The 23885-nt window shown below is 67.9% G+C and carries 22 protein-coding genes; 11 read left to right on the top strand and 11 right to left on the bottom strand.

Going from position 1 to position 23885, the window contains the following annotated elements; genetic code table 11:
* Positions 1 to 85: 85 nt before the first annotated feature.
* Positions 86 to 868, top strand: a complete 783-nt coding sequence (locus tag C566_RS21855) for a hypothetical protein (protein WP_018776087.1) — start codon at positions 86 to 88, stop codon at positions 866 to 868.
* Positions 869 to 893: 25 nt separating this feature from the next.
* On the opposite strand, the gene C566_RS0119755 is transcribed toward C566_RS21855, so the two are convergent.
* Complete coding sequence (locus tag C566_RS0119755) at positions 894 to 1322, bottom strand: YchJ family protein (protein WP_051082382.1); 429 nt, start codon at positions 1320 to 1322, stop codon at positions 894 to 896.
* Between the two features lie 290 nt (positions 1323 to 1612).
* On the opposite strand from C566_RS0119755, the gene C566_RS0119750 reads away from it, so the two are divergent.
* From C566_RS0119750 to C566_RS0119735, 4 genes are all read left to right on the top strand, one after another.
* Positions 1613 to 2248 (top strand): hypothetical protein, encoded by a 636-nt coding sequence (locus C566_RS0119750; protein WP_026266884.1) that lies wholly within the window; start codon positions 1613 to 1615, stop codon positions 2246 to 2248.
* 40 nt (positions 2249 to 2288) lie between these two features.
* The gene (locus C566_RS0119745) at positions 2289 to 3293 is read left to right on the top strand and encodes an aldo/keto reductase family protein (RefSeq protein ID WP_018776085.1); all 1005 of its coding nucleotides are present in this window, start codon (positions 2289 to 2291) and stop codon (positions 3291 to 3293) included.
* Between the two features lie 4 nt (positions 3294 to 3297).
* Positions 3298 to 4152 carry an SDR family oxidoreductase gene (locus tag C566_RS0119740; protein WP_018776084.1) on the top strand — a complete coding sequence of 285 codons (855 nt, stop codon included), beginning with the start codon at positions 3298 to 3300 and terminating at the stop codon, positions 4150 to 4152.
* 164 nt (positions 4153 to 4316) lie between these two features.
* Positions 4317 to 5435, top strand: a complete 1119-nt coding sequence (locus C566_RS0119735; protein ID WP_018776083.1) for a sulfite oxidase — start codon at positions 4317 to 4319, stop codon at positions 5433 to 5435.
* A gap of 49 nt (positions 5436 to 5484) precedes the next feature.
* On the opposite strand, the gene C566_RS0119730 is transcribed toward C566_RS0119735, so the two are convergent.
* The 4 genes from C566_RS0119730 to C566_RS0119715 all read right to left on the bottom strand — a co-directional run bounded on the left by C566_RS0119730 (position 5485) and on the right by C566_RS0119715 (position 9448).
* Positions 5485 to 5949: a ribose-5-phosphate isomerase gene (locus tag C566_RS0119730; protein ID WP_026266883.1), complete on the bottom strand. Its 465-nt coding sequence runs from the start codon at positions 5947 to 5949 to the stop codon at positions 5485 to 5487.
* Between the two features lie 14 nt (positions 5950 to 5963).
* Entirely contained in the window at positions 5964 to 7706 is a 1743-nt protein-coding gene (locus C566_RS0119725) for a dihydroxyacetone kinase family protein (protein WP_018776081.1), read from the bottom strand.
* Between the two features lie 45 nt (positions 7707 to 7751).
* Positions 7752 to 8525: an SDR family NAD(P)-dependent oxidoreductase gene (locus C566_RS0119720; protein ID WP_018776080.1), complete on the bottom strand. Its 774-nt coding sequence runs from the start codon at positions 8523 to 8525 to the stop codon at positions 7752 to 7754.
* Positions 8526 to 8623: 98 nt separating this feature from the next.
* Complete coding sequence (locus C566_RS0119715) at positions 8624 to 9448, bottom strand: sugar phosphate isomerase/epimerase family protein (RefSeq protein ID WP_018776079.1); 825 nt, start codon at positions 9446 to 9448, stop codon at positions 8624 to 8626.
* A gap of 194 nt (positions 9449 to 9642) precedes the next feature.
* Here C566_RS0119715 and C566_RS0119710 point away from each other — a divergent pair, with 194 nt between their 5' ends.
* The 4 genes from C566_RS0119710 to C566_RS0119695 all read left to right on the top strand — a co-directional run bounded on the left by C566_RS0119710 (position 9643) and on the right by C566_RS0119695 (position 13720).
* A complete protein-coding gene (locus C566_RS0119710; protein ID WP_018776078.1) occupies positions 9643 to 10980 on the top strand; it encodes an MFS transporter in 1338 nt (445 codons plus the stop codon).
* A 72-nt stretch (positions 10981 to 11052) separates the two neighbouring features.
* Positions 11053 to 11952, top strand: a complete 900-nt coding sequence (locus C566_RS0119705; protein WP_018776077.1) for a transketolase — start codon at positions 11053 to 11055, stop codon at positions 11950 to 11952.
* A complete protein-coding gene (locus tag C566_RS0119700; RefSeq protein ID WP_018776076.1) occupies positions 11949 to 12941 on the top strand; it encodes a transketolase family protein in 993 nt (330 codons plus the stop codon). Before C566_RS0119705 ends, C566_RS0119700 begins: the two co-directional genes overlap by 4 nt.
* A gap of 119 nt (positions 12942 to 13060) precedes the next feature.
* The gene (locus tag C566_RS0119695; RefSeq protein ID WP_018776075.1) at positions 13061 to 13720 is read left to right on the top strand and encodes a GntR family transcriptional regulator; all 660 of its coding nucleotides are present in this window, start codon (positions 13061 to 13063) and stop codon (positions 13718 to 13720) included.
* Positions 13721 to 13724: 4 nt separating this feature from the next.
* Here the strand turns inward: C566_RS0119695 and C566_RS0119690 are convergent, their stop codons facing one another.
* From C566_RS0119690 to C566_RS0119670, 4 genes are all read right to left on the bottom strand, one after another.
* Positions 13725 to 14504 (bottom strand): SDR family NAD(P)-dependent oxidoreductase, encoded by a 780-nt coding sequence (locus tag C566_RS0119690; protein ID WP_018776074.1) that lies wholly within the window; start codon positions 14502 to 14504, stop codon positions 13725 to 13727.
* A 91-nt stretch (positions 14505 to 14595) separates the two neighbouring features.
* A complete protein-coding gene (locus C566_RS0119685; RefSeq protein WP_018776073.1) occupies positions 14596 to 16293 on the bottom strand; it encodes a DUF4389 domain-containing protein in 1698 nt (565 codons plus the stop codon).
* Between the two features lie 155 nt (positions 16294 to 16448).
* Entirely contained in the window at positions 16449 to 17504 is a 1056-nt protein-coding gene (locus C566_RS0119675) for a zinc-dependent alcohol dehydrogenase family protein (protein ID WP_018776072.1), read from the bottom strand.
* On the bottom strand, positions 17501 to 17836 hold the full coding sequence (locus C566_RS0119670) for a hypothetical protein (RefSeq protein WP_026266881.1): 336 nt from the start codon (positions 17834 to 17836) through the stop codon (positions 17501 to 17503). Before C566_RS0119670 ends, C566_RS0119675 begins: the two co-directional genes overlap by 4 nt.
* Before the next feature lie 247 nt (positions 17837 to 18083).
* On the opposite strand from C566_RS0119670, the gene C566_RS0119665 reads away from it, so the two are divergent.
* The gene (locus C566_RS0119665) at positions 18084 to 19613 is read left to right on the top strand and encodes an amidohydrolase (protein WP_026266880.1); all 1530 of its coding nucleotides are present in this window, start codon (positions 18084 to 18086) and stop codon (positions 19611 to 19613) included.
* On the opposite strand, the gene C566_RS0119660 is transcribed toward C566_RS0119665, so the two are convergent.
* A complete protein-coding gene (locus C566_RS0119660) occupies positions 19610 to 20119 on the bottom strand; it encodes a hypothetical protein (RefSeq protein ID WP_018776069.1) in 510 nt (169 codons plus the stop codon). The two genes, C566_RS0119665 and C566_RS0119660, sit on opposite strands and share 4 nt — an antisense overlap.
* 72 nt (positions 20120 to 20191) lie before the next feature.
* Complete coding sequence (locus tag C566_RS0119655) at positions 20192 to 21916, bottom strand: serine hydrolase (protein ID WP_155846955.1); 1725 nt, start codon at positions 21914 to 21916, stop codon at positions 20192 to 20194.
* 436 nt (positions 21917 to 22352) lie between these two features.
* Between C566_RS0119655 and C566_RS21850 the strand changes: the two genes are divergently transcribed.
* Positions 22353 to 23861, top strand: coding sequence for an HNH endonuclease (locus tag C566_RS21850; protein ID WP_018776066.1), 1509 nt, complete (start codon positions 22353 to 22355; stop codon positions 23859 to 23861).
* Positions 23862 to 23885: the final 24 nt, after the last annotated feature.

Genomic DNA, 23885 nt, shown 5'->3' with positions numbered 1-23885 from the left:
GCTAACCGGATTCTGCCGTGGTTAGGTTGACGCCAGACCGGCACCTCCAGGGTGCCCGGTCATTCAGCGAAAGTGAGCAGCCCTCATGAGCAGCACCGCAGGCCCCGACGACAAGACAACACGCCCCGCCACGCAGGAAGACGCCACGACCCGCCCGGTGACGGCAGTCCGCCACGATGACCCCGTCCGCGACGCACCCGTCGGCGACGGGGTTGCCGACACTGTCGTGGATGAGATCCCCACACGCCAGACCGTCGTGGCCCGCGAGAAGGAACAGTTCGGCGGCATCAAGGTCGGCTCGGCATTCTTCGGCTGGCTGGCGGCGACGGGTACGGCCGTGCTGCTCACCGCACTGGTCGCTGCCGGCGGCACCGCCGTCGGACTGGCTACCAACACTGATGTGAACGACGCCGTAGACCAGGCCTCCAACAACCAAACTGTCGGGCTGACCGGCATCATCGTGCTGCTCGGGATCCTCCTGGTCTCCTATTACTGCGGCGGGTATGTCGCCGGGCGGATGGCCCGCTTCAACGGCGCCCGGCAGGGCTTCATGGTCTGGATCTGGGCCCTGATCGCCGCGATCGTCGTCGCCGCGCTGGGCCTGGTCGCCGGGCAGCGCTTCAACATCCTGGCCAACCTGAACAGCTTCCCGCGCATCCCAATCAACGAGGGCGAGTTGAACACCCTGAGCATCATCGCGGCGGTTGTCGTGGCCGCGGTGGCTTTGGTGGGCGCAGTGCTGGGCGGCCTCGCGGGCATGCGCTTCCACCGCAAGGTGGACCGGGCCGGCTTCAGCCCGGCGGCAACGGTTGAGAACCACCCCGTAGGGGACAACTCAGCCACGGACACCTCGGCCGGGCGCCGCTAGCCCGACGGCGCCCGCTCCGGAAGCGTCAGCCGGCCAGGCCGCCGGACTCGTAGCCGGACAGGTAATACCAGCGCCGGTCCACCCGCACAAAGCGGCTGGTTTCGCGGTGCAGGCCGCGTTCACCCTCGTGCCGGTAGTGCGCCGCGAACTCCACCACGCCGTCGCTGTCCAGCGGGCCGCCGCGGCTGGTGGAGAGGATATCCAGGCGCCGCCACTGCAGGCCGGAATCAAACTCCAGTTCCGCGGGGCGCGTGTCCGGATGCCAGGTCCGGAGCAGGTAGCCCACGTCCCGGACCACGAAGGCGCTGTACCGGGAGCGCATGAGCTGCTCCGCCGTCGGCGCCTCGGCGTCCCCGCGATGGAACCGGCCGCAGCAGTGCACATACGCCTCGCCCGACAGGCACGGGCAGTTCCCCTCATACGGCTCGGAATATGCCGCTTCCGGAATACTCACCGACCGGTCCGTGCCAGATGCTCCGGCGGGCTCGGAATCGGCTGCTGCGGCGTGCGTCACACGGTGTCCTTCCTGCGGGCCGGACGACGCCGGCGGGGCTGTCACTGACTATAGACGCCCGGCCGGGAGGGCCCGTGCCCCGCCCGCGGATAACGGCTTTGACACATCTTCGCCACGACTGCCGGGGGCGGCACGGGGCCGGCGAAAAGTACGTATTGTTAAGGGGGCTCCTGCCCGCCACGTGCTTGCGGCAGGGACCACGCTGAAGCAGGCCGGCAAGGAGAGGTGACATGGAAGATCCAACGACCATTGCGCTGAACCTGACTTTTTTCGGGACCCTCGGCGTGGCGTTCTTCATGTTCCTCGGCCTCTTCCTGGTTTTCGCCGCCACCCTCGTGCTCGCAGGGGTCGGCCGGCTGGCGGCAGTCGTCGTCCTGGCCGCCGCCGGGCTCCTCCGCCGCAGCCCCGTACTACGGGAACCAGGGGTTGGGGAAGATGCGGCACGGGAGAATGCGGCACAGGAGCCGACGCGGCACCAGCCGGCCAAGGCCGCGAAGCCCGCGCGCCCCGCCCGGAACGCAGGCAAGAAGGAACCGGCGCTGTCCCCGGAGTGGGCGGCCGCCGTGGCCCGGGCAGATGCCCGCGCCGCCGCGAGGGCCAGAGCCGAGGCCGGCCCGGCCGTCCGGGTCACCGTCCGGGACCTGCCCAACCCCCTGGCACCGGCACAGGACATCAAGGAAGTCTCTGCCCTCGTGCAGTCGGCCACGGACACCAATGGAACACTTGGCGCCGTCCCGCGGGCATTCAAAAAGCCGCCCATGCCCGCAGCGAAGTCCCTGCTGGACACCGGATCGCTCGTGTCCCTGCGCGGAACCCTGCCGCCCGGGAAGGCCAAACAGCCGGTCCAGGAGCGCAAGGCCGGCTGAGCCCTTACCCCGGGCAGGCAAGTCCGCTACGTTGGAACCCATGGAATTCAGATACCTCGGGAACAGCGGCTTCAAGATTTCAGCAATCACGTTTGGCAACTGGCTGACCCATGGCTCCCAGGTGGAGAACGACGTCGCCACCCAGTGCGTCCGGGCCGCGCTCGACGCCGGTATCAGCACCTTCGACACGGCCGATGTGTATGCCAACACCGTGGCGGAGACGGTCCTCGGAGCTGCTTTGAAGGACGAGCGCCGCGAGTCGCTGGAAATCTTCACGAAGGTCTTCGGCCCCACCGGGCCCAAAGGCCACAACGATCTTGGGCTGTCCCGCAAGCACATCATGGAATCCATCAACGGCTCCCTCACGCGGCTGCAGACCGACTACGTGGACCTCTACCAGGCCCACCGATACGACTACGAGACGCCGCTGGAAGAGACCATGCAGGCCTTCGCAGACATCGTGCGGCAGGGCAAGGCCCTGTACATCGGGGTCAGCGAGTGGACGGCCAACCAGATCCGCGACGGCCATGCCCTCGCCAAGGAGCTGGGCTTCCAGCTGATCTCCAACCAGCCGCAGTACTCCATGCTGTGGAGGGTGATCGAGGCCGAGGTGATTCCGGCGTCGGAAGAACTGGGCCTGTCCCAGATCGTCTGGTCCCCGATTGCCCAGGGCGTGTTGAGCGGCAAGTACCATCCCGGCAAGCCTGCCCCCGAGGGCAGCCGCGCCACGGACTCCAAGGGCGGCTCGCGGATGATCGAGCGCTGGATGTCCGACGAGGTCCTCACCGGCGTCCAGCAGCTCAAGCCGATCGCGGAGGAGGCCGGGCTGACCATGGCGCAGCTCAGCATCGCCTGGGTGCTGCAGAACAAGAACGTGGCCTCGGCGATCATGGGCGCGTCCCGGCCGGAGCAAATCGAGAAAAACGTCGCGGCAGCGGGTGTGAAGCTGGACGCGGTGATCATGGACAAGATCGACGCCGTCATCGGTTCGCTGGCCGAACGCGACCCCGCGCAGACCAAGTCGCCCGCCTCCCGCGAGGCCTAGGCCCATGCCCAACGCTCCCGAGCTTGCCGTCACCGGGTCCACCGGCCAACTGGGCGGCCTGGTGGCCAGGCTGCTGGCCCACGCAGGCAGCCAGCAACGGCTCCTGGTGCGGGACGCGTCCCGGGCACCTGAGCTCGAGGGCACCGTCCCTTTCGTGACCACCTACGCCGAACCGGAGCGGGCGAAGGCGGCGCTGGCCGGGGCGAAAACGTTGTTCATGGTCTCCGCAGCCGAGGCCGAGGACCGGCTGCAGCAGCACTACGCCTTCATCGATGCGGCGGCCGCAGCCGGCGTCCAGCACATTGTGTACACCTCGTTCTTCGGCGCGGCGCCGGACTCCACCTTCACACTGGGCCGGGACCACTTTGCGACGGAGGAGCGCATCAAGGCCTCCGGCATGGACTACACGTTCCTGCGGGACAACTTCTACCTGGACTTCCTGCCGCTGCTGGCCGGCGAGGACGGCGTGATCCGCGGCCCCGCCGGGGACGGCGTGATGGCGGCCGTGGCGCGGGCGGACGTTGCCCGCTCGGCTGTCACCGTGCTGCGGGACCCATCCCTGCACGTGGGACGGACCTATGACCTGACCGGCCCGGAAGATATCTCGCTGGCCCGCGGCGCCGAACTCCTGACCGCCGGTACCGGCCGGGCCATCACCTTCCACAACGAGACCCTGGCGGAGGCCTACGCGTCCCGCGCCTCCTACGGCGCCCCGCCATGGCAGGTGGACGCCTGGGTGAGCACCTACACGGCCATCGCCGCCGGTGAACTCGCCGGTCCGACGTCGGCGGTGCATGAGCTGACGGGCCGCGAACCGCTGAGCCTCGAGCAGTTCCTGGCCGAGGCGCACACGCTGTAGCCCCTGGGTCGGAAGAGACCGGACGGGACCGGCGCGACCCGGTGTTGACGGTTTCCGGGCTGCGGCGTAGACCTGAAACCAGGTGACACCTATAAAACCGGGCTGGTCCTCCACACGTCCGGGCTGGTCCTTCAGAAGAATCGCGGCGTGCCATGCCAAAGCAAATGTCCAGACACTCTTCTGTCCTGAAGAGTCCGCGCCGGCAGGCCGGACAACGGGCGCATCCCGGCGAACCGAGCCACGGCCCGCTGACGGCGGAGGAACTCCAGCTCGCCGTGCGGAACCATTCCATGCCGCTCGAGGCCCTGCGGAACGACACCACACCGCCCGGACTGCACTACGTGCTCACCCACTTCGACATCCCGTTCATCGACGCCGAACACTGGCATCTGTGGATCGGCGGCGCCGTGCAGCGGTCCTTCGAACTGAGCCTGCGGGCTTTGCTCCGGGCACCGAGCATCACCCTCCCTGTCACCCTGGAGTGCGCCGGCAACGGCCGGTCCCTCCTGCGGCCTCGTCCGCTGAGCCAGCCGTGGGTACTCGAGGGAGTGGGGACCGCCGCATGGACCGGTGTCCCGCTCGCCTACCTGCTGACGCGCGCCGGAGTAGAGGACGACGCCGTGGAGGTGCTCTTCACCGGGGCCGACGCCGGCAGCCAGGGCGGCGTCGCCCAGCAGTACGCGCGCAGCCTGCCGATCGAGGAGGCCCTGCGGCCCGACGTCGTGCTCGCCTACCGGATGAACGGCGCTGACCTGCCGCCGCAGCACGGCTATCCGCTCCGGCTCGTGGTGCCCGGCTGGTACGGCATGGCGAGCGTGAAGTGGCTGACCTCGATCAAGGTTCTGACCAAGCCCTATGACGGTTTCCAGCAGGCGGTGGCGTACCGCTACCAGCACGATGCCGAGGATCCCGGCACCCCGGTCAACTGGATCAAGGTCCGCTCGCTCATGGTTCCCCCGGGCGTCCCGGATTTCTTCACCCGGAGCCGGATCCTGCCCCCGGGACCGGTGATGCTGACCGGCCGGGCGTGGTCCGGGCAGGGCGCCGTGCAGCGCGTCGAGGTCGGGATCGACGGAAAGTGGGCCCCGGCCCATTTGGAGCACCCGGCTGCCCCGTTCGCGTGGTGTGCGTGGTCGATGCCGTGGGTGGCCGATCCCGGCGAACATGAGCTCTCCTGCCGTGCCACCGACGCCACCGGCGCCGAACAGCCGCTGGAACCGGAATGGAACTACCAGGGCATGGGCAACAACGTGGTGCAGCGGATCAAGGTCAGCGTGGCGTAACGGCCTGGACCCCCGGGCCCGTGCCTGGCCGGGCGGCCTGGGGCAGGGCTCAGCATCCCTCGTAGCCGGTGAGCACCTTCACCTTGTCCGCCGAGGCGGACGACGGATCGAAGGTGTAGCCGATCCACTCCCGCGCCAGCCGCCGTGCCAGTTCCAGCCCCACCACGCGCTGGCCCATCGTGAGGACCTGGCAGTTGTTGGAGAGCACGGAGCGCTCCACGCTGAAGGAGTCATGGGCGGTCGCGGCCCGGATGCCGTCCACCTTGTTGGCGGCGATGGCGACACCGATCCCGGTGCCGCAGAACAGGATGGCCCGGTCTGCCTGCCCGTCCCGGATCAATTCGCCCGCGGCGATGCCCACGTACGGGTAGGGCTTGGCGAACTCCTCCGGGGCGTCGGCCCGGTTGACGCCGATGTCGATGACCTCGGCCACCCGCGGGTCCGTCCGGAGGTCCGCCAGGATCTGGTCCTTGTAATCCACTCCGGCCTCGTCCGCACCCACAATGAGCCGGATCCCTGCTGCCGGGCTCACGGGCGTGCCCCTGCAGCCTGCCGCACACCGGCAAGGTGCGGACCGAACACAGTGAACACCATTGCCAGGGACGTGGCTCCGGGGTCGGGTGTGCCCACGCTCTTTTCCGCCAGGGGCCGCGCCCGGCCCTTCAGCGGGCGCAGGGCCGCGGTGGCCTGCGCCGCGGAGGCAGCCTCCCGTGCAGCTTCCGCCCAGCCGGCATCCGCCCCCGCCCCTTCGCTGGTGAGCCGGCTGAAAGTCTCGGCAAACGGGACCAGCGCGTCCACCATAGTCTTGTCGCCGACCTCGGCCTTGCCGAGCTCGGCGATCCGGGCGGCAAAGGCTGCCACCGCTGCCGCAAGTTCGGCTGCACTGGGTGCCTGGTCGTTGCCGACGGCCTCGCCAAAGGCCCGCAGGCCGGCGCCCCACAGCACCCCGGAGGTGCCGCCGGCGTTGTCCGCCCACGCATCGCCGGCGGCGGCCAGAGCGGCACCGGCACCGGCACCGCGGGACGCAGCGTCTGCGACGGCGGCACTGGCCGCATCAATCCCGCGCACCATGCCCCGCCCGTGGTCTCCGTCGCCGGCGATGGCATCGAGGTCGCCAAGGAACTTCTCGGCGTCGTGGATGGCTTCGCGGGCTGCCGCCAGGGCGGCAACGCACTGCTGTGCATAGTCGCGTGAAGCTTCTGCCGCGGCGAAGGCCTCCGGCGCCTCCGTGTCCTCGGCCGTGGCCGACTCGTCCGCCTCGCCGCCGGGGAGTGCGGCATTCCCGCGCCGGTAGGCGGGGGTCTCGGCGGGAGCTGTCCAGAGCGGCTCGAGTTCGTCATCGAGCCACGTCACGGTCAGGGACACACCGGCCATATCCAGGCTTGTGACCAGTTCGCCGACTTCCGGCATCACCAGTGTGTAGCCGGCGGCGCGAAGCAGCGTTGCGACGCTGAGCCAGAGGACGAAGAGTTCTTCGTGCTTAGTGGAACCGAGCCCATTGAGAATGACGGCGATGCGGTCTCCCGCACCATGCGGCGTCTCAGCAAGCAGCCGGGACACGAACTCCTGTCCCAGCTCCTTCGCGGGCGGCAGATCCGTGTCAAACAGGCCGGGTTCGCCGTGAATGCCCAGGCCGAGGCCCATCTGCCGGTCCTCGAGGGTGAACAGCGGCGCCTCGGCGCCGGGGAAGGTGCAGCCGTGGAAGGCAGTGCCGATGGTGCGGGTCAGGTCGTTGGCCTTCCGGCCCAGGCGCACCACCTCGGCCAGGTCGGCGCCGGCTTCGGCGGCCGCGCCCATGATCTTGAAGACCGTGAAATCACCAGCAATGCCGCGGCGTTTTTCCGACTCCGACGGCGGCGCGCTGGCGACGTCGTCGGTCACCAGGACGTTCTCCACTTCGATCCCCTCGGCGGCGAGCCGTTCGCTGGCCATCCCGAAGTTCATGACGTCGCCCGCGTAGTTGCCATAGGTGAAGACCACCCCGGCGCCGGAATCCGCTGCCTTGGCCACGGAGTACGCCTGCTGGGCCGACGGCGAAGTGAAGATATTCCCGACGACGGCGCCGTCGGCCAGTCCGGTGCCGATCAGCCCGGCGAAGGCCGGGTAGTGCCCCGAGCCGCCGCCGGCCAGCACGGCCACCTTCGGTTGGCGGGGCCGGTGCCGCCGGACGGCGCCGCCGGGAACCTGGCGCACCAGGTTCGCATGGACGTCGCAGAAGCCGGCGAGGGCTTCCTCGGCGAAATCGGACGGGTTGTTAAATATTCTGGTCATCGTGGGCTCTTTCAGCTGCTCGCGGTCTTCTCAACGGCGGGACGGCTAGTGGATGTGGCTTCCGCCGTTGATATCGATGGTGGTGCCGGTGAGGTAGGCGGATTCCTCGGAGGACAGGAACGTGATGACGGCCGCGATTTCCTCGGTACTCGCGTTGCGCCCCAGCGGAATGCCGGCGTTGATGGCCGCTTCCTGCTCTTCGGTGCTGCCCACACGGATGTTCGTGTCCACGGCGCCGGGGGTGATGGCGTTGACGGTCACGCCGGTGCTGCCTATTTCGCGGGCCAGGGCCTTGGTGAAGCCCAGGATGGCGGCCTTGGCTGCGGAGTACGGGACCTTGCCGAAGACGCCGCCGCCGCGCTGGGCGGAAACCGAGGACATGTTCACGATCCGGCCCCAGCCGCTGGCGATCATGTCCGGCAGGAAGGCCCGGGTGACGAGGTAGGTTCCCGTCGCGTTCACGGCCATGACCTTGTTCCAGAGCTCCAGTGTGGTCTCGAGGAACGGCACCGGGGAGGTGATGCCGGCGATATTGGCCAGGGCCCCGACGGCGGGAAGGCTGCCGGAGCGGACTTCGGCGGCCACTGCGTTGTACGCGGCTGTCACGGAGTCCTCGCTGGCGACGTCGATCTCGAAGCCAAACGCGGGAACGGTGAACTCGTTGCCGATCTCCGCTGCGACCTTGGCAGACTTCTCGCCGTCGAGGTCCAGGATCACCACGGCCCAGCCCTGGCTGGCGTAGCGGCGTGCAGTGGTGATGCCGATGCCCCGGTCCGAGGTTGCCCCGGTGAGGACGGCGGTGCGCTGGATGGTGCTCATGATGCTCCTTGGGTTGGTGTTGTGTCTTGGATTGAATCGATTGCTCCAGCAGCGCCGTTTTGGGGGTCCAAAAGGGCCGTTTCGGAGCAATCGATGGTTCAGATGAGGTCTGTGATGAAGCTCGCGGCCTTGGCGGCCGCCGCGGGGCGCTCCCCGTGGGTGACGTCCCGGGTCTCCAGCTCCAGGGAGAAGTGGCCGGTGTAGCCGTCAGCCGCGAGGGCCTCCAGGCCGGCGGCGAAATCGGCCTGGCCGTTGCCGATGCTGAGGTTGATGTTCCCCGGCACTGCATCGCGCAAGTGGACGTGGGCGATCCGGCCCCGATGGCGCTTGAGGTAGTCCAACGGATCCTCGCCGGCGGCCACGATATGGCTGAAGTCCATGACGATCCCGACCCCGGAACCGGCCAGCCGCCCGGCCAGCTCTTCCGCGCGCTCAAGGTTCCAGCAGAACCTCAGGAAGTGCAGGGACTCGGTCCAGAGCTCGACGCCGAACACGTCGGCCCGCCGCTTGGCGGCGGTGAGTTGCGCGGCAATGGTGTCCAGGTCCTCGTCGAGGCTGCGGACCGGGTCGTGGCCGAGGGCGCCGCAGGGCAGGACTAGCGCCTTCGCGCCCGTGCCGGCCGCCAATGCGAGCAGCGCGTCAAGGTGCCGGTTCCGTGCTGACTGTGCGTCGGCGTCGAGCAAGGCGTTCAGGTCCCCGACGTCCCCGTTAACCGACCGGACCCGCAGCCCGGAGGGAACCACCTCGGCCGTGACGGCGGCGACGGCATCGGCGTCGAGGTCGTAGGGAACGTGGTCGCACACTCCGGGCAGGGCACCGAGATCTATTTCCTCAAAGCCGAGGCCCTCAATGGTGCGCAGGGCCTCTGGCAGGCTCTGGTGGCGGAAGCTGATGGACGAGCAGCCGAGTCGGGAATTGAACATCGTCGTTGATCCTCTGGTCGCGCCCGGAGGCGGTGGTGATATGGACCACACTACAAAATTCGACTGTCAACAGTCAACCTTTGAAGTTGACTGTTGACATTGCCTTATGGCGCGGGTCACACTGGCGTATCATCTGTTAACAGTCGACAGTGTCGGTGCGGAAGCGTCGGCAGCTCTCTTCGAAAGGGATTGACATGAGCAACGAAGCTCTGACCATGCGGGGCCCGGTGCACGGCACCAGGGAAGCGAAACGGGTCGCGATCGGCTCCAGCGTCGGCGCGGTCATCGAAACCTATGACTTCATCGGATTCGGCACGGCGGCTGCCCTGTACTTCGGTACGGCCTTCTTCCCCACCGGCGATCCCGTGACCGGAACCCTGGCTGCCTTCGCCACCCTGGGTGTCGGATTCGCGGCCCGCCCGATCGGCGGCATCATCGGCGGGCACCTCGGTGACAAAGTCGGCCGCAAGCCGGTCCTGGTGGCCTCCCTCATCCTCATGGGCATCGCCACTTTCGTCATCGGCCTGCTCCCCACCTACACCCAAGTGGGTCTGTTGGCTCCGGCTCTGCTGGTGTTCGTCCGCATCATCCAGGGCCTGGCCTTCGGCGCGGAGTGGGGCGGCGCCATCCTCATGAGCTACGAACACGCACCCTGGAAATCGAAGGGAAAGTACACCGGCATGGTTCAGGCCGGCTTCCCGGTCGGGCTGCTGCTGGCCAACCTCGTGTTCCTCTTCAGCGTCCAGCTCGGCGGCGAACTCGCCTGGCGCATTCCCTTCCTCGCCAGCATCGTGCTGGTCGTCGTCGGACTGATCATCCGTTCCAAGGTCCCCGAGTCCCCCGTCTTCGACGAGGTCAAGGACAGCGGCGACATCGTCAAGTCGCCCATCACGGAGGTCCTGAAGACCGACTGGCGCAACATCGTCAAGGGCATCGGCCTGCGCATCGCCGAGACCGCCGGCTACGCCGTGTCCATCACGTACATGATTTCCTACCTGAACAGCCAGCACCTGGCCGATAAGTCCCAGACGCTCGTGGCCTTGTGCATCGCCTCCGCAATCGGCATCTTCGCCACCCAGGCCTGGGCGCGGCTGACGGACAGGATCGGCCGGCGCCCGCTCTACATCTGGTCCTGCGCCTTCGCCGTGGCCTTCGCGGTGCCGATGTTCCTGCTGGTCAACACCGGACTGTTCATCTTCATCATCGCCACCCTCGTGATTTCCTACGCCGTCTGCCAGAACTCCCTGGCCGGAGCCCAGGGCCCGTGGTTCCCGGAGCTGTTCCAGGCCAAGACACGCGCCTCCGGCGCCTCGCTGGCCTACCAGATCTCGGCCATGGTCTCAGGGTTCACCCCGTTCATCACCACCTTGCTCTTCGTCAGCTTCGGCTGGATGGGACCGGCACTGCTCTTCGGCACCTATGCCGCCATCGGACTGTGGGCCGCCGTTGCCACCCGTGAAACCTGGGGCAAGCGCGAACGTGAACTCGCTGCCGAGGCCACCAAAAGCACCCCCACCCACGTGAGCGCGTAGAAACGCACCGCCCCGGAAGCCGTCGAAGGCATCCCGCAGCAGCTCGTCACGTCATATTTGAAAGGCAGAATTGTGGTTTCAACACAGGAAATAACAACCCGAGGCAAGGCCTCCGACGTCGAGGCAGAACGCCTGGCACGGGTCGAAGCGGCCGCCTACCGGATCCGCCACCATGCCCTGAACATGGGCGAAGTCCAGGGCCAAGGCTACGTGGGCCAGGCCCTCGGCGCGGCCGACATGCTCGCCGCGGTCTACGCGGACCAGCTCCGGTTCCGCGCCGACGATCCTGGGTGGGAGGACCGCGACCGGTTCCTGCTCTCCACCGGCCACTACGCGATCGGCCACTACGCGGCCCTCGCCGAGGCTGGAATCATCCCCGTCAAGGAACTGGAGACCTACGGCTCGGACGACTCCCGGCTGCCGATGTCCGGGATGTCCACCTACACCCCCGGTATGGAGATTTCCGGCGGCTCCCTCGGACACGGCCTCTCCATCGCCGTCGGCGCCGCCCTGGGCCTGCGCTACCAGGGTTCGGGTTCCCGGGTCTACAACTTCCTCTCCGACGGCGAACTCGACGAGGGCTCCACGTGGGAGGCCGCGATGGGCGCCCACCACCACCAGCTCGGCAACCTCACCGCCATGGTGGACATCAACGCCCTGCAGGCCGACGGCAAGACCGACACCGTGCTGCGCACCGAGCCCGTCACCGAAAAGTGGCAGGCGTTTGGCTGGTACGCCCAGCGCGTGAACGGGAACGACGTCGGCGCGCTGCTGGCCGCGTTCGACAACGCGGCCGCCCAGGCGGCCGCCGTCGGACGTCCCTCCGTGATCCTGTGCGACACGAAGGTGGGCCGCGGCGTGCCGCTGCTCGAGGACCGCGAAAAAGCCCACTTCATGCGCATCGAAGAACACGAATGGCAGCTCTGCCGCGAGCAGCTGACCGCAGGTTTCGAAGGAAAGGCCGCACGATGAGTACCGCAACAACACCGAAACTGAAGACCTCTGCCATGATCGCCTCCTTCGCGGACCCGGGCCAGAAGACCGCGTCCGCGCCGTTCGGGCACGCCCTGGTCAAGGCCGCGCAGGAGAACGACAAGATCGTGGGACTGACCGCGGACCTGGGCAAGTACACGGACATGCACATTTTCGCCCAGGCCTTCCCGGAACGCTTCTTCCAGATGGGCATGGCCGAACAGCTGCTCTTCGGCGCCGCGGCCGGCCTGGCTGAGACCGGCCTGGTCCCGTTCGCCTCGACGTACTCGGTGTTCGCTGCCCGGCGCGCCTACGATTTCCTGTGCCTGGATGCCGCCGAGCCGAACCTCAACGTCAATATCGTCGGCGGGCTCCCGGGGCTGACCACCGGGTACGGTCCAAGCCACCAGGCGACCGAGGACATGGCGATCTTCCGCGGGATGCCCAACCTGACCATCGTGGATCCCTGCGACTCGCTGGACATCGAGCAGGCGGTCCCGCAGCTGGCAGCCAGCGAGGGGCCCACATACCTGCGTCTGCTGCGCGGCAACGTCCCCACCGTGCTGGACGAGTACGACTACACCTTCGAGCTCGGCAAGGCGAAAGTCCTGCGTGGAGGCCGTGACGTCGTCTTCATCTCCAGCGGGCTCATGACCATGCGGGCCCTCCAGGCGGCCGAGGCGCTGGCAGCGCACCACGTGGATGTCGCGGTCGTCCACGCCCCCACCATCAAGCCGTTCGACACCGCGACGGTCCTCGCCGAGCTGAACACCGACCGCCTGGCGGTCACGTTGGAGAACCACAGTGTGGTGGGCGGGTTGTTCGAGACCGTGGCCTCGGCCGTGGTCACCGCGGGACTGGGCAAACGGGTGGTGCCGGTGGCGCTGCCGGACGAATTCCTGGACGCCGGCGCACTGCCCACCCTGCACGAACGCTACGGCCTCTCGGTGCAGAGGATCGTCGCCAAGGTGCTCGCCGAACTGGGCTGAGGATGTTGCGGGGCCGGGAGTCACCGGCCCCGCCCGTGCCGTACCATCAACTGTTAACACACCAACTGTAGACAGTTGACCACTGACAGGCAGTTGACCACTGAGCGTGAGGACTAACGATGGCCGGAGCAACAGCCCCGCTTCTCGGACTGGAAAAGAAGAGCCTCCGCGAGCAGGCGCTATCCGCCCTGCGCACGGCCATCACGAGCGGAGAGCTGGAGCCGGGGCGGCATCTGGTGGAGACCGAACTCTCCGACATGCTCCAGATCAGCCGCGGGACACTGCGCGAGGCCCTGCGTCAGCTGGAGCAGGAAGGACTCCTGTCGGCCGGACCGCGCGGCAGGCTGTCCGTGCGGCACCTGGACGGCAAGGAAATCCGGGACATCTTCGCCGTCCGGGCCGCGCTCGAATCGCTTGCGGTCCGGACGCTGTGTGAGTTGCCGGACCGGGCCTCCGTGATTACGTCCCTGCGCTCGGCCGTCGATGCCATGGCCGCGGCCGCCGAGGCCAGCCTGGAGGAACGGATTGAATCCGATCTGGAGTTCCACCGGACACTGTGCCGGCTCACCGGAAACGAGACCCTGCTGCACTCCTGGGAGTCGCTTGAGGGCTCCATTCGGATGTCCATCATGTTTGCCGGGATCGAGAGGGCCGTCAAGAACATGAGCGTGGACCGGCACCACGACATCGTCGCCGCGATCGAGACCGGCAACGCGACACTGGCCCGCACGACGGTCCTCGAGCACATGGACGTCGCCGCAGCCAACCTGGTGGCCTAAGCGGTCAGTAGTCCACGATCGCGCCGGCGGAGATGTTGACGGTCGCGTCCGTGATGGCCGCCGCCTTGTCCGAGACGATGAAGGATGCCACGTTACCGACATCCGCCAGCGTGGCCGTGCGGTTCAGGTGCGCGGCCCTGGCAATCTCCACCACGATCTCCTCGCGGCCCTCGGCCTGCCACGGGATGGTTTCGATAATGCCGCCGGTGACCATGGTGACCACCCTGATGCCGTGTTTTCCCAGTTCCAGGGCCCACTGCCGGCGCAGCCCCTCCATCGCGTCGAGCGCCACCTTGAAACCGCCCAGGCCGGGGATCGTCTGCGGCCCCGAGCCCCCGAACATGAGCACGACGCCGGAGCGCTGCTTAACCATGTAGGCGGCGGCCGCGCGGGTGGTCAGGAAGTGCGTCCGCGCGGCCAGGGTGATGGGCTGGGTGAAGTCATCCACATCAATTTCCATGAGTGGCTGCTGGACGTCGCCGAACGAGATCACGTTGAAGGAGATGTCGATCCTCTTGGTCTTCTTCGCCACCCGGCTTACGAAGGCATCCACCTGCTCTTCGTCCAGGGCATCGACGACGGCGGTTTCGGCGGTGCCGCCTGCCTCGCGAATGTCATTGGCAACTTTTTCCAGCCGTGATTCCGTCCTCCCGGCAATGTGCACCGTGGCGCCGTCGGCCGCGAAAGCCCTTGCCACCGCCCCGCCGACCGCTCCGCCGCCGCCGTAGATCAGGGCGGTCTTGCCGTGAAGCAAGCCGCTTTCAGGAATCCCGATGTTCACCATGGTCGCCTGCCTTGTGCCGCGGAGTACGTGAATTCCCTCAACTATGTTCTTGCGGCGGGCCGGTGGCAAGAGGACCGGGAGCAGCGCGGCATTAGCTTCTGGGCGGCCCTCCGGGTCCGGCGGCTGGTCCAGGCCCGGCGGATCCGGGTCCGGCAGGCCCGGCGGCGGGTCCTGGTCCGACCGCGGGGCCGGGTCCTGCGGGGCCTGGCCCGACCGCGGGGCCGGGTCCGGCGTATGTAGGCACCGGCAGCTCGCCCGGATCGACCGGACCCATATCGAGGTGGAACGGCGGATATTCGTCGCGCATGAGGGCGACGTAGGCCATGACGCGGTGGATCCAGCGGTTCAGGCCGAGCAGGAGGTCGAAGAGCCCCTGCCGGTATTGGCCCGTGAATAACAGGATCACGCCGGCAATGAGGACCAGCAGCCCCAGGAGAGAGATGCCCACTCCATGCTGCACCCACTCGCCGTTCCGGTACTCCCACGTCCTCGCGGTCCCCGTCAGCAGGCTGATAATCAGCAGCTGCGGAATGGCCAGCAGCCACGATTTCACCAGCACCAGGCCGCGGGACAGCCGTTCGGGATAGTCGACGTCGAAGTCCGCCGGGTAATCGGTGCGGGCCAGCGTGAAGGGGGGATAGACGTCCGTGCCGATCGCGCTGAAGGCGTAGAAGGCCACGCGCCAGTTCCAGCGGATCACGCCGACATTGAAATTGAACAGCGAGCGCGGGTAGCGCCCCGTGAACAGGATCGCGAACCACGCCACGATCGTGACCACTCCGAAGGCGAACCAGAGGATGAACAGGACGAAGTAGTGCGGGATGGCCAGGAACCACTTCACGAGCCACTTCCACCGTGACAGGTTCGGGTCGAGGTAGCCGTGGAGGCGGGCGGGGTAGACGTATGGGGTCGTCGCACCCGGCGCCACCGGATACGGAGTCCCCGGCGGGGCAGCGTAGGCCGCTACGGCACCCGGCGGGGCAGCACTGTTCTGCTGGCCCGGGGTGGCCCTGGGCGGGTAGGGACCCGCGGGATACGGCTGACCGGGCTGGCCCGGCTGGGCCGGCAGGTAGCCGGGAGGGACACCGCTGCCCGTCCCGCCTTTGCCCGGGCCGCCACGGCCGAGTCCAACGGCGCCCAGCACGATCAGGGGCACCCCGATCAGCAGCATCACAAGGCCGCCGACCAGCAGACCAATGAACACCGGCAGGAGCAGATCGGTGCGCGCCCCGGCCTGCAGATTCACGCTCACCGGAGAGGTCGCGTCGGCATTCATGACCACCACTGCCCAGGCTCCGGAGCGGAGGTCCCAGGTCAGTTCCTGTTCCCCCGGGCCCGTGGCAGTCGCGGCCCAGAAGGTCTGCTGTGCCGGATTGGACGGGATTTGGGAACCGGCCACTTCGCGGTACTGCGCATGGAAGGGGTTGAACCTGACGTCGACGATTTCGGTGCGCCGGACACCGGCCAGGTACGTCGCGACGTCGGCCCGCGGGGCAATTCCGATGAAGATTTCCTTGCCGGGATCGGTGGAGGAACCGCGGAGCAGCACGCTGCCCGCAAAGTCCACTGGAACGCCGTCGTCCACCCCGCCGCCGGTCATGAGGTCCAGCCGGGGGGTCGTTAGCGCGTAGGAATTGCCTGAAAACGGCGCCGACGGCGTGATGAAGTACCTGCCGTCGCGTTGCTGGTAGTTTACCCAGCCCGCAAAGCCGGCGCCCGCCAACAATCCCAAACCGACCAGCGCGCACAGCGAGCCGATCACCAGCATGACAATCCGGCCTGCTTTCATGGCCGCCGTCCTTTCAGATGGTCCGTTTGCCACGCCCGGCCGGGCGTGGCTTCCGGAAGCTGGCGGCCCGGGCCGCTACGGCCCGAGCGAGATCACGAACGGCTTGGCTTCGGCGATGATGCCGGCACCGCCGGCGTGGAGGACAACGAACGCGTTCATGCCGTGATGACGACTTTGAGGGCCTTCGTCTCCGCGGCGCGGGCGAAAGTGTCGTACGCCTCCATGAACTCGTCGAAGGTGAAGTGGTGGGTGGCGAAACTGTCCGCGGGGATCTTTTGCTGTGCCACGAGCTTGAGCAGCATGGGGGTGGTGTTGGTGTTGACCAGGCCCATGCTGATGTTGATGTTCCGGATCCAGAGGTCTTCGACGTGCAGTTCCACGGCTTTGCCGTGCACGCCCACGTTGGCAACGGTGCCACCGGGACGCACGATGTCGGTGCACATCGTGAAGGTCGCCGGGACGCCGACGGCCTCGATCGCCACGTCGACGCCCTGCCCGTCGGTCAGGAGCATGAGCTGCTCCTTCCAGTCGGCATCGGAAGAGAGGACCACATCGGTGGCGCCGAATTCGCGGGATTTCTCAAGCCGGTTCGCGTCGAGGTCGACGGCGATGATCGTCGCGGCGCCGTAGAGGCCGGCGGTGGAGATCGCGGCAAGTCCCACGGGGCCCGCGCCGATGACGGCGACCGTGTCGCCGGGCTTGACCCGGCCGTACTGCACGCCGATCTCAAAGCCGGTGGGGAGGATGTCGGAGAGCATGACGGCCTGTTGGTCGCTGACCCCCTCAGGCAGGAGGTGCAGGGAGTTCTCGGCGTAGGGGACGCGGACGAACTCGGCCTGCGTGCCGTCGATTAGATGTCCGAAAACCCAGCCGATGCCAGAGGTTCCCTCCTCCCCCAGGCAGTGCGAGTACAGACCTGTCTTGCAGTTGGCGCAGTGCCCGCAGGACTTGATGCACGAAATGATGACGCGGTCCCCGACCTTGAGGCTGGTCACGGACGCACCGATCTCCGTGATGGTGCCGACCCCTTCGTGGCCCAGGATGCGGCCCTTGGCCACCGCGGGAACATCGCCTTTGAGGATGTGCAGATCGGTCCCGCAGATGGTGGTGGTGTCCACTTTGACGATCACATCGCTGGGATTCTGGATTGTGGGATCAGGGACCTCGGTCCACGATTTCTCCCCGGGACCGCCATAGACGAGGGCTTTCATACGTGCTCCTTGGTTTTGAGGATGACCAGCGGGTCCACGAGGCGCAAACGGCACGGAGTCTCCGTGCCATCGATCCCCGAATACAGCAACGAGGCGCGGGCACGCTCACGGAGTTCCTCGATCGCGGCGGCCGACACCCGGGCATGGGCGAGGTCGAGCACGAGTTCGAACCCGGGAAGCTTGGTCGTGACGCGGCGGCAAACGACATACAGTGCCCGCACGTTGGCTACGGTCACCACACCATGCACCTCGATCCGAGCTGTTTCGGCGTCGGCGTTCAGGCGGATGAGCACCTTGAGTTTAGGGTCCCCCGAATGGTGATGGATACTCATGTGGCCGTGGTCTCCTGCCTTTTCCTGCTGAAGCCGGAAAGTGCAAAACGCCATTTCCTTCCCCAATTCGCGGTGAGACCCGTGCCGTATTGCGTGAAGGGTTCTTCGCTCAACACGGCCCCCAACTGGCCGTGCAGCAACCTCCCCACACACACTCAGCTTGGGGGGCGCTCGTGGCGGGGGTAAGGGGCGAAAGTCCCGTGTGCGCCTTTTGGGTCCTGCGGCGTGGCACGCCTAGCCTTGTTCTATGTCTGATCCGCTCGATCCCTGCCGCGCCCCGGATCTCGTGCTGGCCTCCGTGCGGCACCCCGGGGAGGAAATATGCCTCGACGTTCATCTTCGCGCCGGGGCCGTGTCGGCGATCATCCCGTCGCGCCGGGACTCGAGTGCGCTCCCCGCTGCAACCCGGGTGGTGGACCTGGACGGCCGCTACGTCATTCCTGGGCTGTGGGACGAGCATGTCCACATGACGCAGTGGGCGCTGGCCTCCAACCGGCTTGACCTCTCCGGTGCCGGTTCGGCGCGCGAGGCGGCCGCCGTCGTCGGGGCCCATATGGCCGGGGACACTAGCGCCGGGGCCGGAAACGGCGCCGGCGCTCCGGGTCCCATCCAGACGCTGGTGGGCGTCGGATTCCGCGATGCCATCTGGCCGGACCTGCCCAGCCTGGACCTCCTGGACGGCGTGACGCGTGGCCGGCCGACGGCGCTGATCAGCCACGACCTCCACAGTGTCTGGCTCAACTCCGCAGCCGCCCAACAGTACGGCGTGCCGGTGGATGCGGGCGGCCTGCTCCGGGAAGAACCGGCGTTCGACCTGACCCGGGAGCTCGGCCAGCTGCCGGATGCGGTGGTGGACCCATGGGTCTGGCAGGCAGGTCAGGCTGCGGCCGCGCGGGGCGTGGTCGGGATCGTGGACTTCGAGATGACGTGGAACCCCGACGCCTGGCTGCGGAGGATCTCCGGCGGCTTCGCGGCCCTGCGGGTTGAGGCGGGCGTCTATCCGCAGGATCTGGACCGGGCCGTGGCCGAGGGACTGCGGACAGGTTTGTCGGTGGCCGGCGCCGGCGGGCTCCTGAGCGTGGGCCCCCTGAAGGTGTTGATCGACGGCTCGCTCAATACCCGCACAGCGTACTGCGTTGACCCGTATCCGAACGGCGGCCACGGGCTGCTGACGGTGAGCGAGGCGGAGCTGCTCGCCCTGCTGGTCCGGGCGCGGCAGGCAGGTTTTGTGCCGGCGGTCCACGCGATTGGCGACGCGGCCAACCAAGTCGCCTTGGATGCGTTTGAGGCTGCGGGCATCGCCGGACGGGTGGAGCATGCCCAGTTTGTCCGGAGCGAGGATTTCGCCCGCTTCGGCCGGTTGGGCGTGACCGCGAGCGTCCAGCCTGCGCATGCCCTCGATGACCGGGACGCCGCCGAGGCGAACTGGCCGGGGCGCACGGACCGGTCCTTCCCGCTCCGTTCATTGCTGGCCGCCGGGGCGACTCTCGCCTTGGGCTCGGACGCTCCGGTGGCCCCGCTGGACCCGTGGATTGCCATGTCCGCCGCCACGGCGCGGGCCCGGCTGGATGGCCGCGGGCCATGGCATGCCGAGCAGGCCCTCACGCGGCAGGAGGCCCTCACGTCCTCGTCCCGCGGCCGCGGCCGTCTCCGGGTCGGGGACCCCGCCGATATTGCAGTGCTCGACGGCGACCCGCTGACCGTGTCGGATGCGGAGTTTGCGGCGATGCCGGTGGCGGCCACGTTGGTGGCGGGGCGGTTCACGTACGGCGGCTAAGCACCGTTGACGCGCGCCTGGACCAAGTTGGCGTACGGCAGGCGGCCGTATTCTTCGACGAATGCGGCATGGTACCGGGCTTCGGCCGCGTTGAGTTGCTCAACGGGCAGCTCTTTCCACGCGATGATCAGGGACCCGGGCACGGCGAGCTGCCAGATGAGCCGGCCGTCCCAGTGGCCCGGCGGCTTGCCTTCGCCGAAGTCGACGAATTCCTGGATCTGCCGGCGCAGTCCGCGGTTGCCCTTGCTTCCGGGGCCGGCTTTTCCCACGAAGAGGACATCGGCGCCGTCCACCCATTCGGCGTCGAGAGCTTCCGTCGTCAGGGTGGGGTTCTTCTTCTTGAAGATGCCGGCGGTGCTCTTGGCCAGGAACTGCGGCCGGAAGCCCTCGGGCCGCAGCACCACGAAGATCCCGGGCTTCTGCGGGATCCGGTTGATGTCAAGGTCCTGGAGGGGCCGGAAACCGGTGAATCCGTCCTGTTTCAGCGACTGTGTGTTGATGGGCATGGGTTCCTTGGATCGGGGCTCGTGGCGTTCCTTTGAAGCTTACGGAAGAAGCTCACTCACTGAAGTCCGGGCTCAGCCGCGGATGAAGGTGCCCAGCCCGGTCTGATCGTAGAAATCAAGCCTGACGCTCGACGCCGTGCTGCCTCCGGCTGCGGCGTCCGCACCAGGGGCAGCGTCCGCGCCGGGGGCGAAGATTGCCCCGGCAAGACCGTTGGCGTTCTCGCCGATGGATTCAAAGCTGAAGGTGTCGCCGTCGAAATGAGTGAGCGGGAACTTGGTGGTCCTGCCGGCCGGGCCCAGCTCAAGGGTCAGCACGTCGTTCTCCACCAAGACGGTGAGCGGGCCATAGTAGGAGTTCGTGTAACTGCCGACGTAGAAATCGTTGCCCTGCGCCGGTTTGGCCTGCGCCGGCGCCTTGGAATAGTCGACTTTTGGCTTCTCCGCCTCATCGATCTTCTGGAAGACGCCCGAGGTGAATCCGATCCAGTCCACTGTCGGGGCGCCGTTCTGGGCCGTGTCCAGGAATGCGGCGCAGATGGCTTCGGGGATGCCCTGCGGGCGGCCGTTCGTTAGGGCCACAATGCCCAGCTGCTCGCCGGGGAGCAGGGAGACGGCGGTCGCGGCCCCAAGGTTGAAGGCTCCCGAGTGCCCGAGCATGAGCCGGGCGTGGTCGTCGTAGGAGACGTTCCAACCCAAGCCGTAGAAGCGGGTACGGGCGCCCGGCGTCGCCGGTGGGCCCGAGACGGCATGCGGGATATGCGTGACGCCAAGCGCGTCCGGGTCGATAACCTCGCTTCCCTCAAAGCTGCCGTTGGCGAGCTGCAGGCGGATCCAGCGCGCCACGTCGCGCACGGAGGAGCTGGCCCCGCCGGCGGGTGCTTCGGCGTCGGCATCCCGGGTGTATTTGGCCACCCAGGTCTTGTTACCGGCGGGGACGTGGATCAGAGCCTTGTTCGTCGCTTTTTGGTAGTCACCGTGGCGATAGCTCGTGGAGGTCATGCCCAGGGGCTTGAACAAGACTTCTTCGGCGAGGTCTGCCCAAGGTTTGTTCATGGCATCGGCGACAGCCTGTGCACCAGCCGTGTAGCCGAAGTTGCTGTAGTTGTAGCTCGACCGGAATGAGTCCAGCGGCTGCTGGTTGAGGTGGCTGAGAATATAGGACTGGTCGAATCCGAGGTCTTCCAACAGATCGCCCGCCCCCGTGCTGAGGCCGCCTTGATGTGACAGCAGGTCGGCCACCGTGGCATTCCGCGTGACGTAGGGGTCTTTCAGGGCGAAGCCGGGGGTGTGGTTGATCACCGGTTCCGTCCAGGAGATGGCCTTGCGGCCCACGGCCACGGCCGCCACCGTGGAGGCCAAGGGTTTGGACACCGAGGCCACTTGGAAGACGGTATCGGCGTCCACTGTCTCGGGTCTGCCCGATTCCCGCACGCCGAAGCCCTTGGCGTACACCATTTGGTCCTTGTAGACCACGGCCACCGCGACGCCGGGAACACCGGTACTTTCCATCACGCCCTGGACCATCCCATCCAGCTTTGCCAAGGCGACGTTGACCTTCTCTTGGTCCAGGAGCGGTTTGACCTGCGGTTCCGGCGCCGGAAGCAGCGACGGAGACGGCGTACCGGAGGCGCCAGGGGCACTACTTCCGGCACCGCCGGGGACACTTTGGGCCGTGCAGGCGGCCAGCAGCGGCATGCCCGCTATCCCCGCGGCCCCGACGCCGACCGCTCTAAGTAGCGAGCGGCGGTCCGAAGGCAGCGAGCTGATCCTCGTCGCGATAGATTCCCTCTGGTTCATGGACAATCCTCCGCCCGATTCCGCCTGGGGCGCAACGCTAACGCCCTCTCCCATGATGGACCCCGCGCCGGTGTTTGAGACAGGGGCGGGGCGGCCGGGTGGGGTCTTCGGACGCCGGGAACTCGCGGCCGCACCTCCACAACCGCCAACGAAACCCCAACCCCGCTGACCTCGCGACCTCCATCTGGTTGCCCCTTTAAGTGTCAGACCCCCGGAGGAGACTCGATTCATGGACGGCAATCAGGGGCCCGAAGTGGTTCCGGCGGGACACGGCGACGGCGGCTTCGGCCGCGACGGGGGCCGCGCGGGCGCCGGCGGGCGGGGTCCCGGAGTCTGTCATGCCGCCATCGGTGTGGTGACCACCCACGGGTTCCCGCGGTCTGTCCGCCGGCCTCGGCCTCCCGTTAGTGTCGTACCCCCGGAGGAGACTGGATTCATGGACGGCAATCAGGGGCCCGAAGTGGTTCCGGCAGGACACGGCGACGGCGGCCTCAGCCGCGCCGGGAGCCGCGCGGGCGCCGTTCCGGTCAGTGCTCCGGTGGCCGTCGAGGACCTAGTCCGCATGATGTCGGAGATCCTTCCGGCCACGGACAGTGCCGGGATGATCGACCAGCTTCGCGAGCTTGAGGACATGAAGTCGGCCGCGGCCGCCCTGCAGGCCCGGATAGCGTTCGACTTTGATGCACGGCAGCGCCGCGCCCAGACCGCCGCCGGAATTCCCGTGGAGAAGCTCGGCGCCGGGATCGGCGCGCAGCTCGCCCTCGCCCGGCGCGAATCCCCCGCCAAGGGCGGCCGGCTCCTGGGCCTGGCCAGGGCCCTCGTGACCGAAATGCCGCACACCCTCGCCGCGCTGCAAACCGGGCAGCTGAACGAATGGCGCGCCACCCTGCTCGTGCGCGAAACCGCCTGCCTGACCGCCGCCGACCGGGCCGCCGTCGACGCCGAACTCGCGGCCGACGCCGGGACGTTCGCCGGCGCCGGGGACCGGTCCCTGATCGCCGCGGCCCGGGCCGCCGCCTACCGGCGTGACCCCCGCTCCGTGACCGAACGTGCCGCGCACGCCGCCTCCGAGCGGCACGTCAGCCTCCGCCCGGCCCCCGACACCATGTGCCACCTCACCGCCCTGCTGCCCGTGACCGCCGGCGTCGCCGTCTACAAGGCCCTTAGCGGGCACGCCGACACCCTCCGGGGTGGCGGGGATCCGAGGGGCCGCGGGCAGCTGATGGCCGATGCCCTGGTCGAACGCACCACCGGCACCCCCGGCGGGATCAGCGGCGTCGAGATCCAGGTCGTCATGACCGACCGCACCCTGTTCCAGGCCGACGCCGAACCCGCCCGGCTCCCCGGCTACGGCACCGTCCCCGCCGGCTGGGCCCGCACCCTCATCAAAGGCACCACTCCGGGTCCAGGCGGAGGCAGTCCACCTCGGCCCGGCGGCCCGCCTCAACCGGGCGGCACCGCCGGAGTGGTCGACGATCCCGCGTTCCGGCTCTGGCTGCGCCGGCTCTATACCCACCCCGGCAGCGGCGAGCTCGTCGCCATGGATTCCCGCGCCCGGATCTTCCCACCCGGACTGCGCCGCTTCATCCAAGCCAGGGACGACACCTGCCGCACCCCGTACTGCGACGCCCCCATCCGCCACCTGGACCACATCATTCCCTGGCACCACGGCGGAGAAACAACGAGCACCAACGCCGCCGGCCTCTGCGAAGCCTGCAACCACACCAAAGAAACCCCCGGCTGGAACGCACGCCCCGCACCCCGTCCCCGCCACACCCTTGAACTGACAACACCGACCGGCCACAGGTACTACTCCACATCACCACCCCTGCCGGGCACTCCGCCTCGCCCATCGGCCACATCGCTCCACCGGCGCAAACTCCGGTACGTCGCCATGGCGCCCAAGCACGCCAGGCTTGGCGCCGCGGCAGCGGCAGCGGCCTGAGACAACCACCTGAGGCCGGTCTGG

Source organism: Arthrobacter sp. 131MFCol6.1 (genome assembly GCF_000374925.1).
GTDB lineage: Bacteria > Actinomycetota > Actinomycetes > Actinomycetales > Micrococcaceae > Arthrobacter.
The sequence above is the reverse complement of the archived record's forward strand: the minus strand, read 5'-3'. Positions and strand labels throughout refer to the sequence as shown.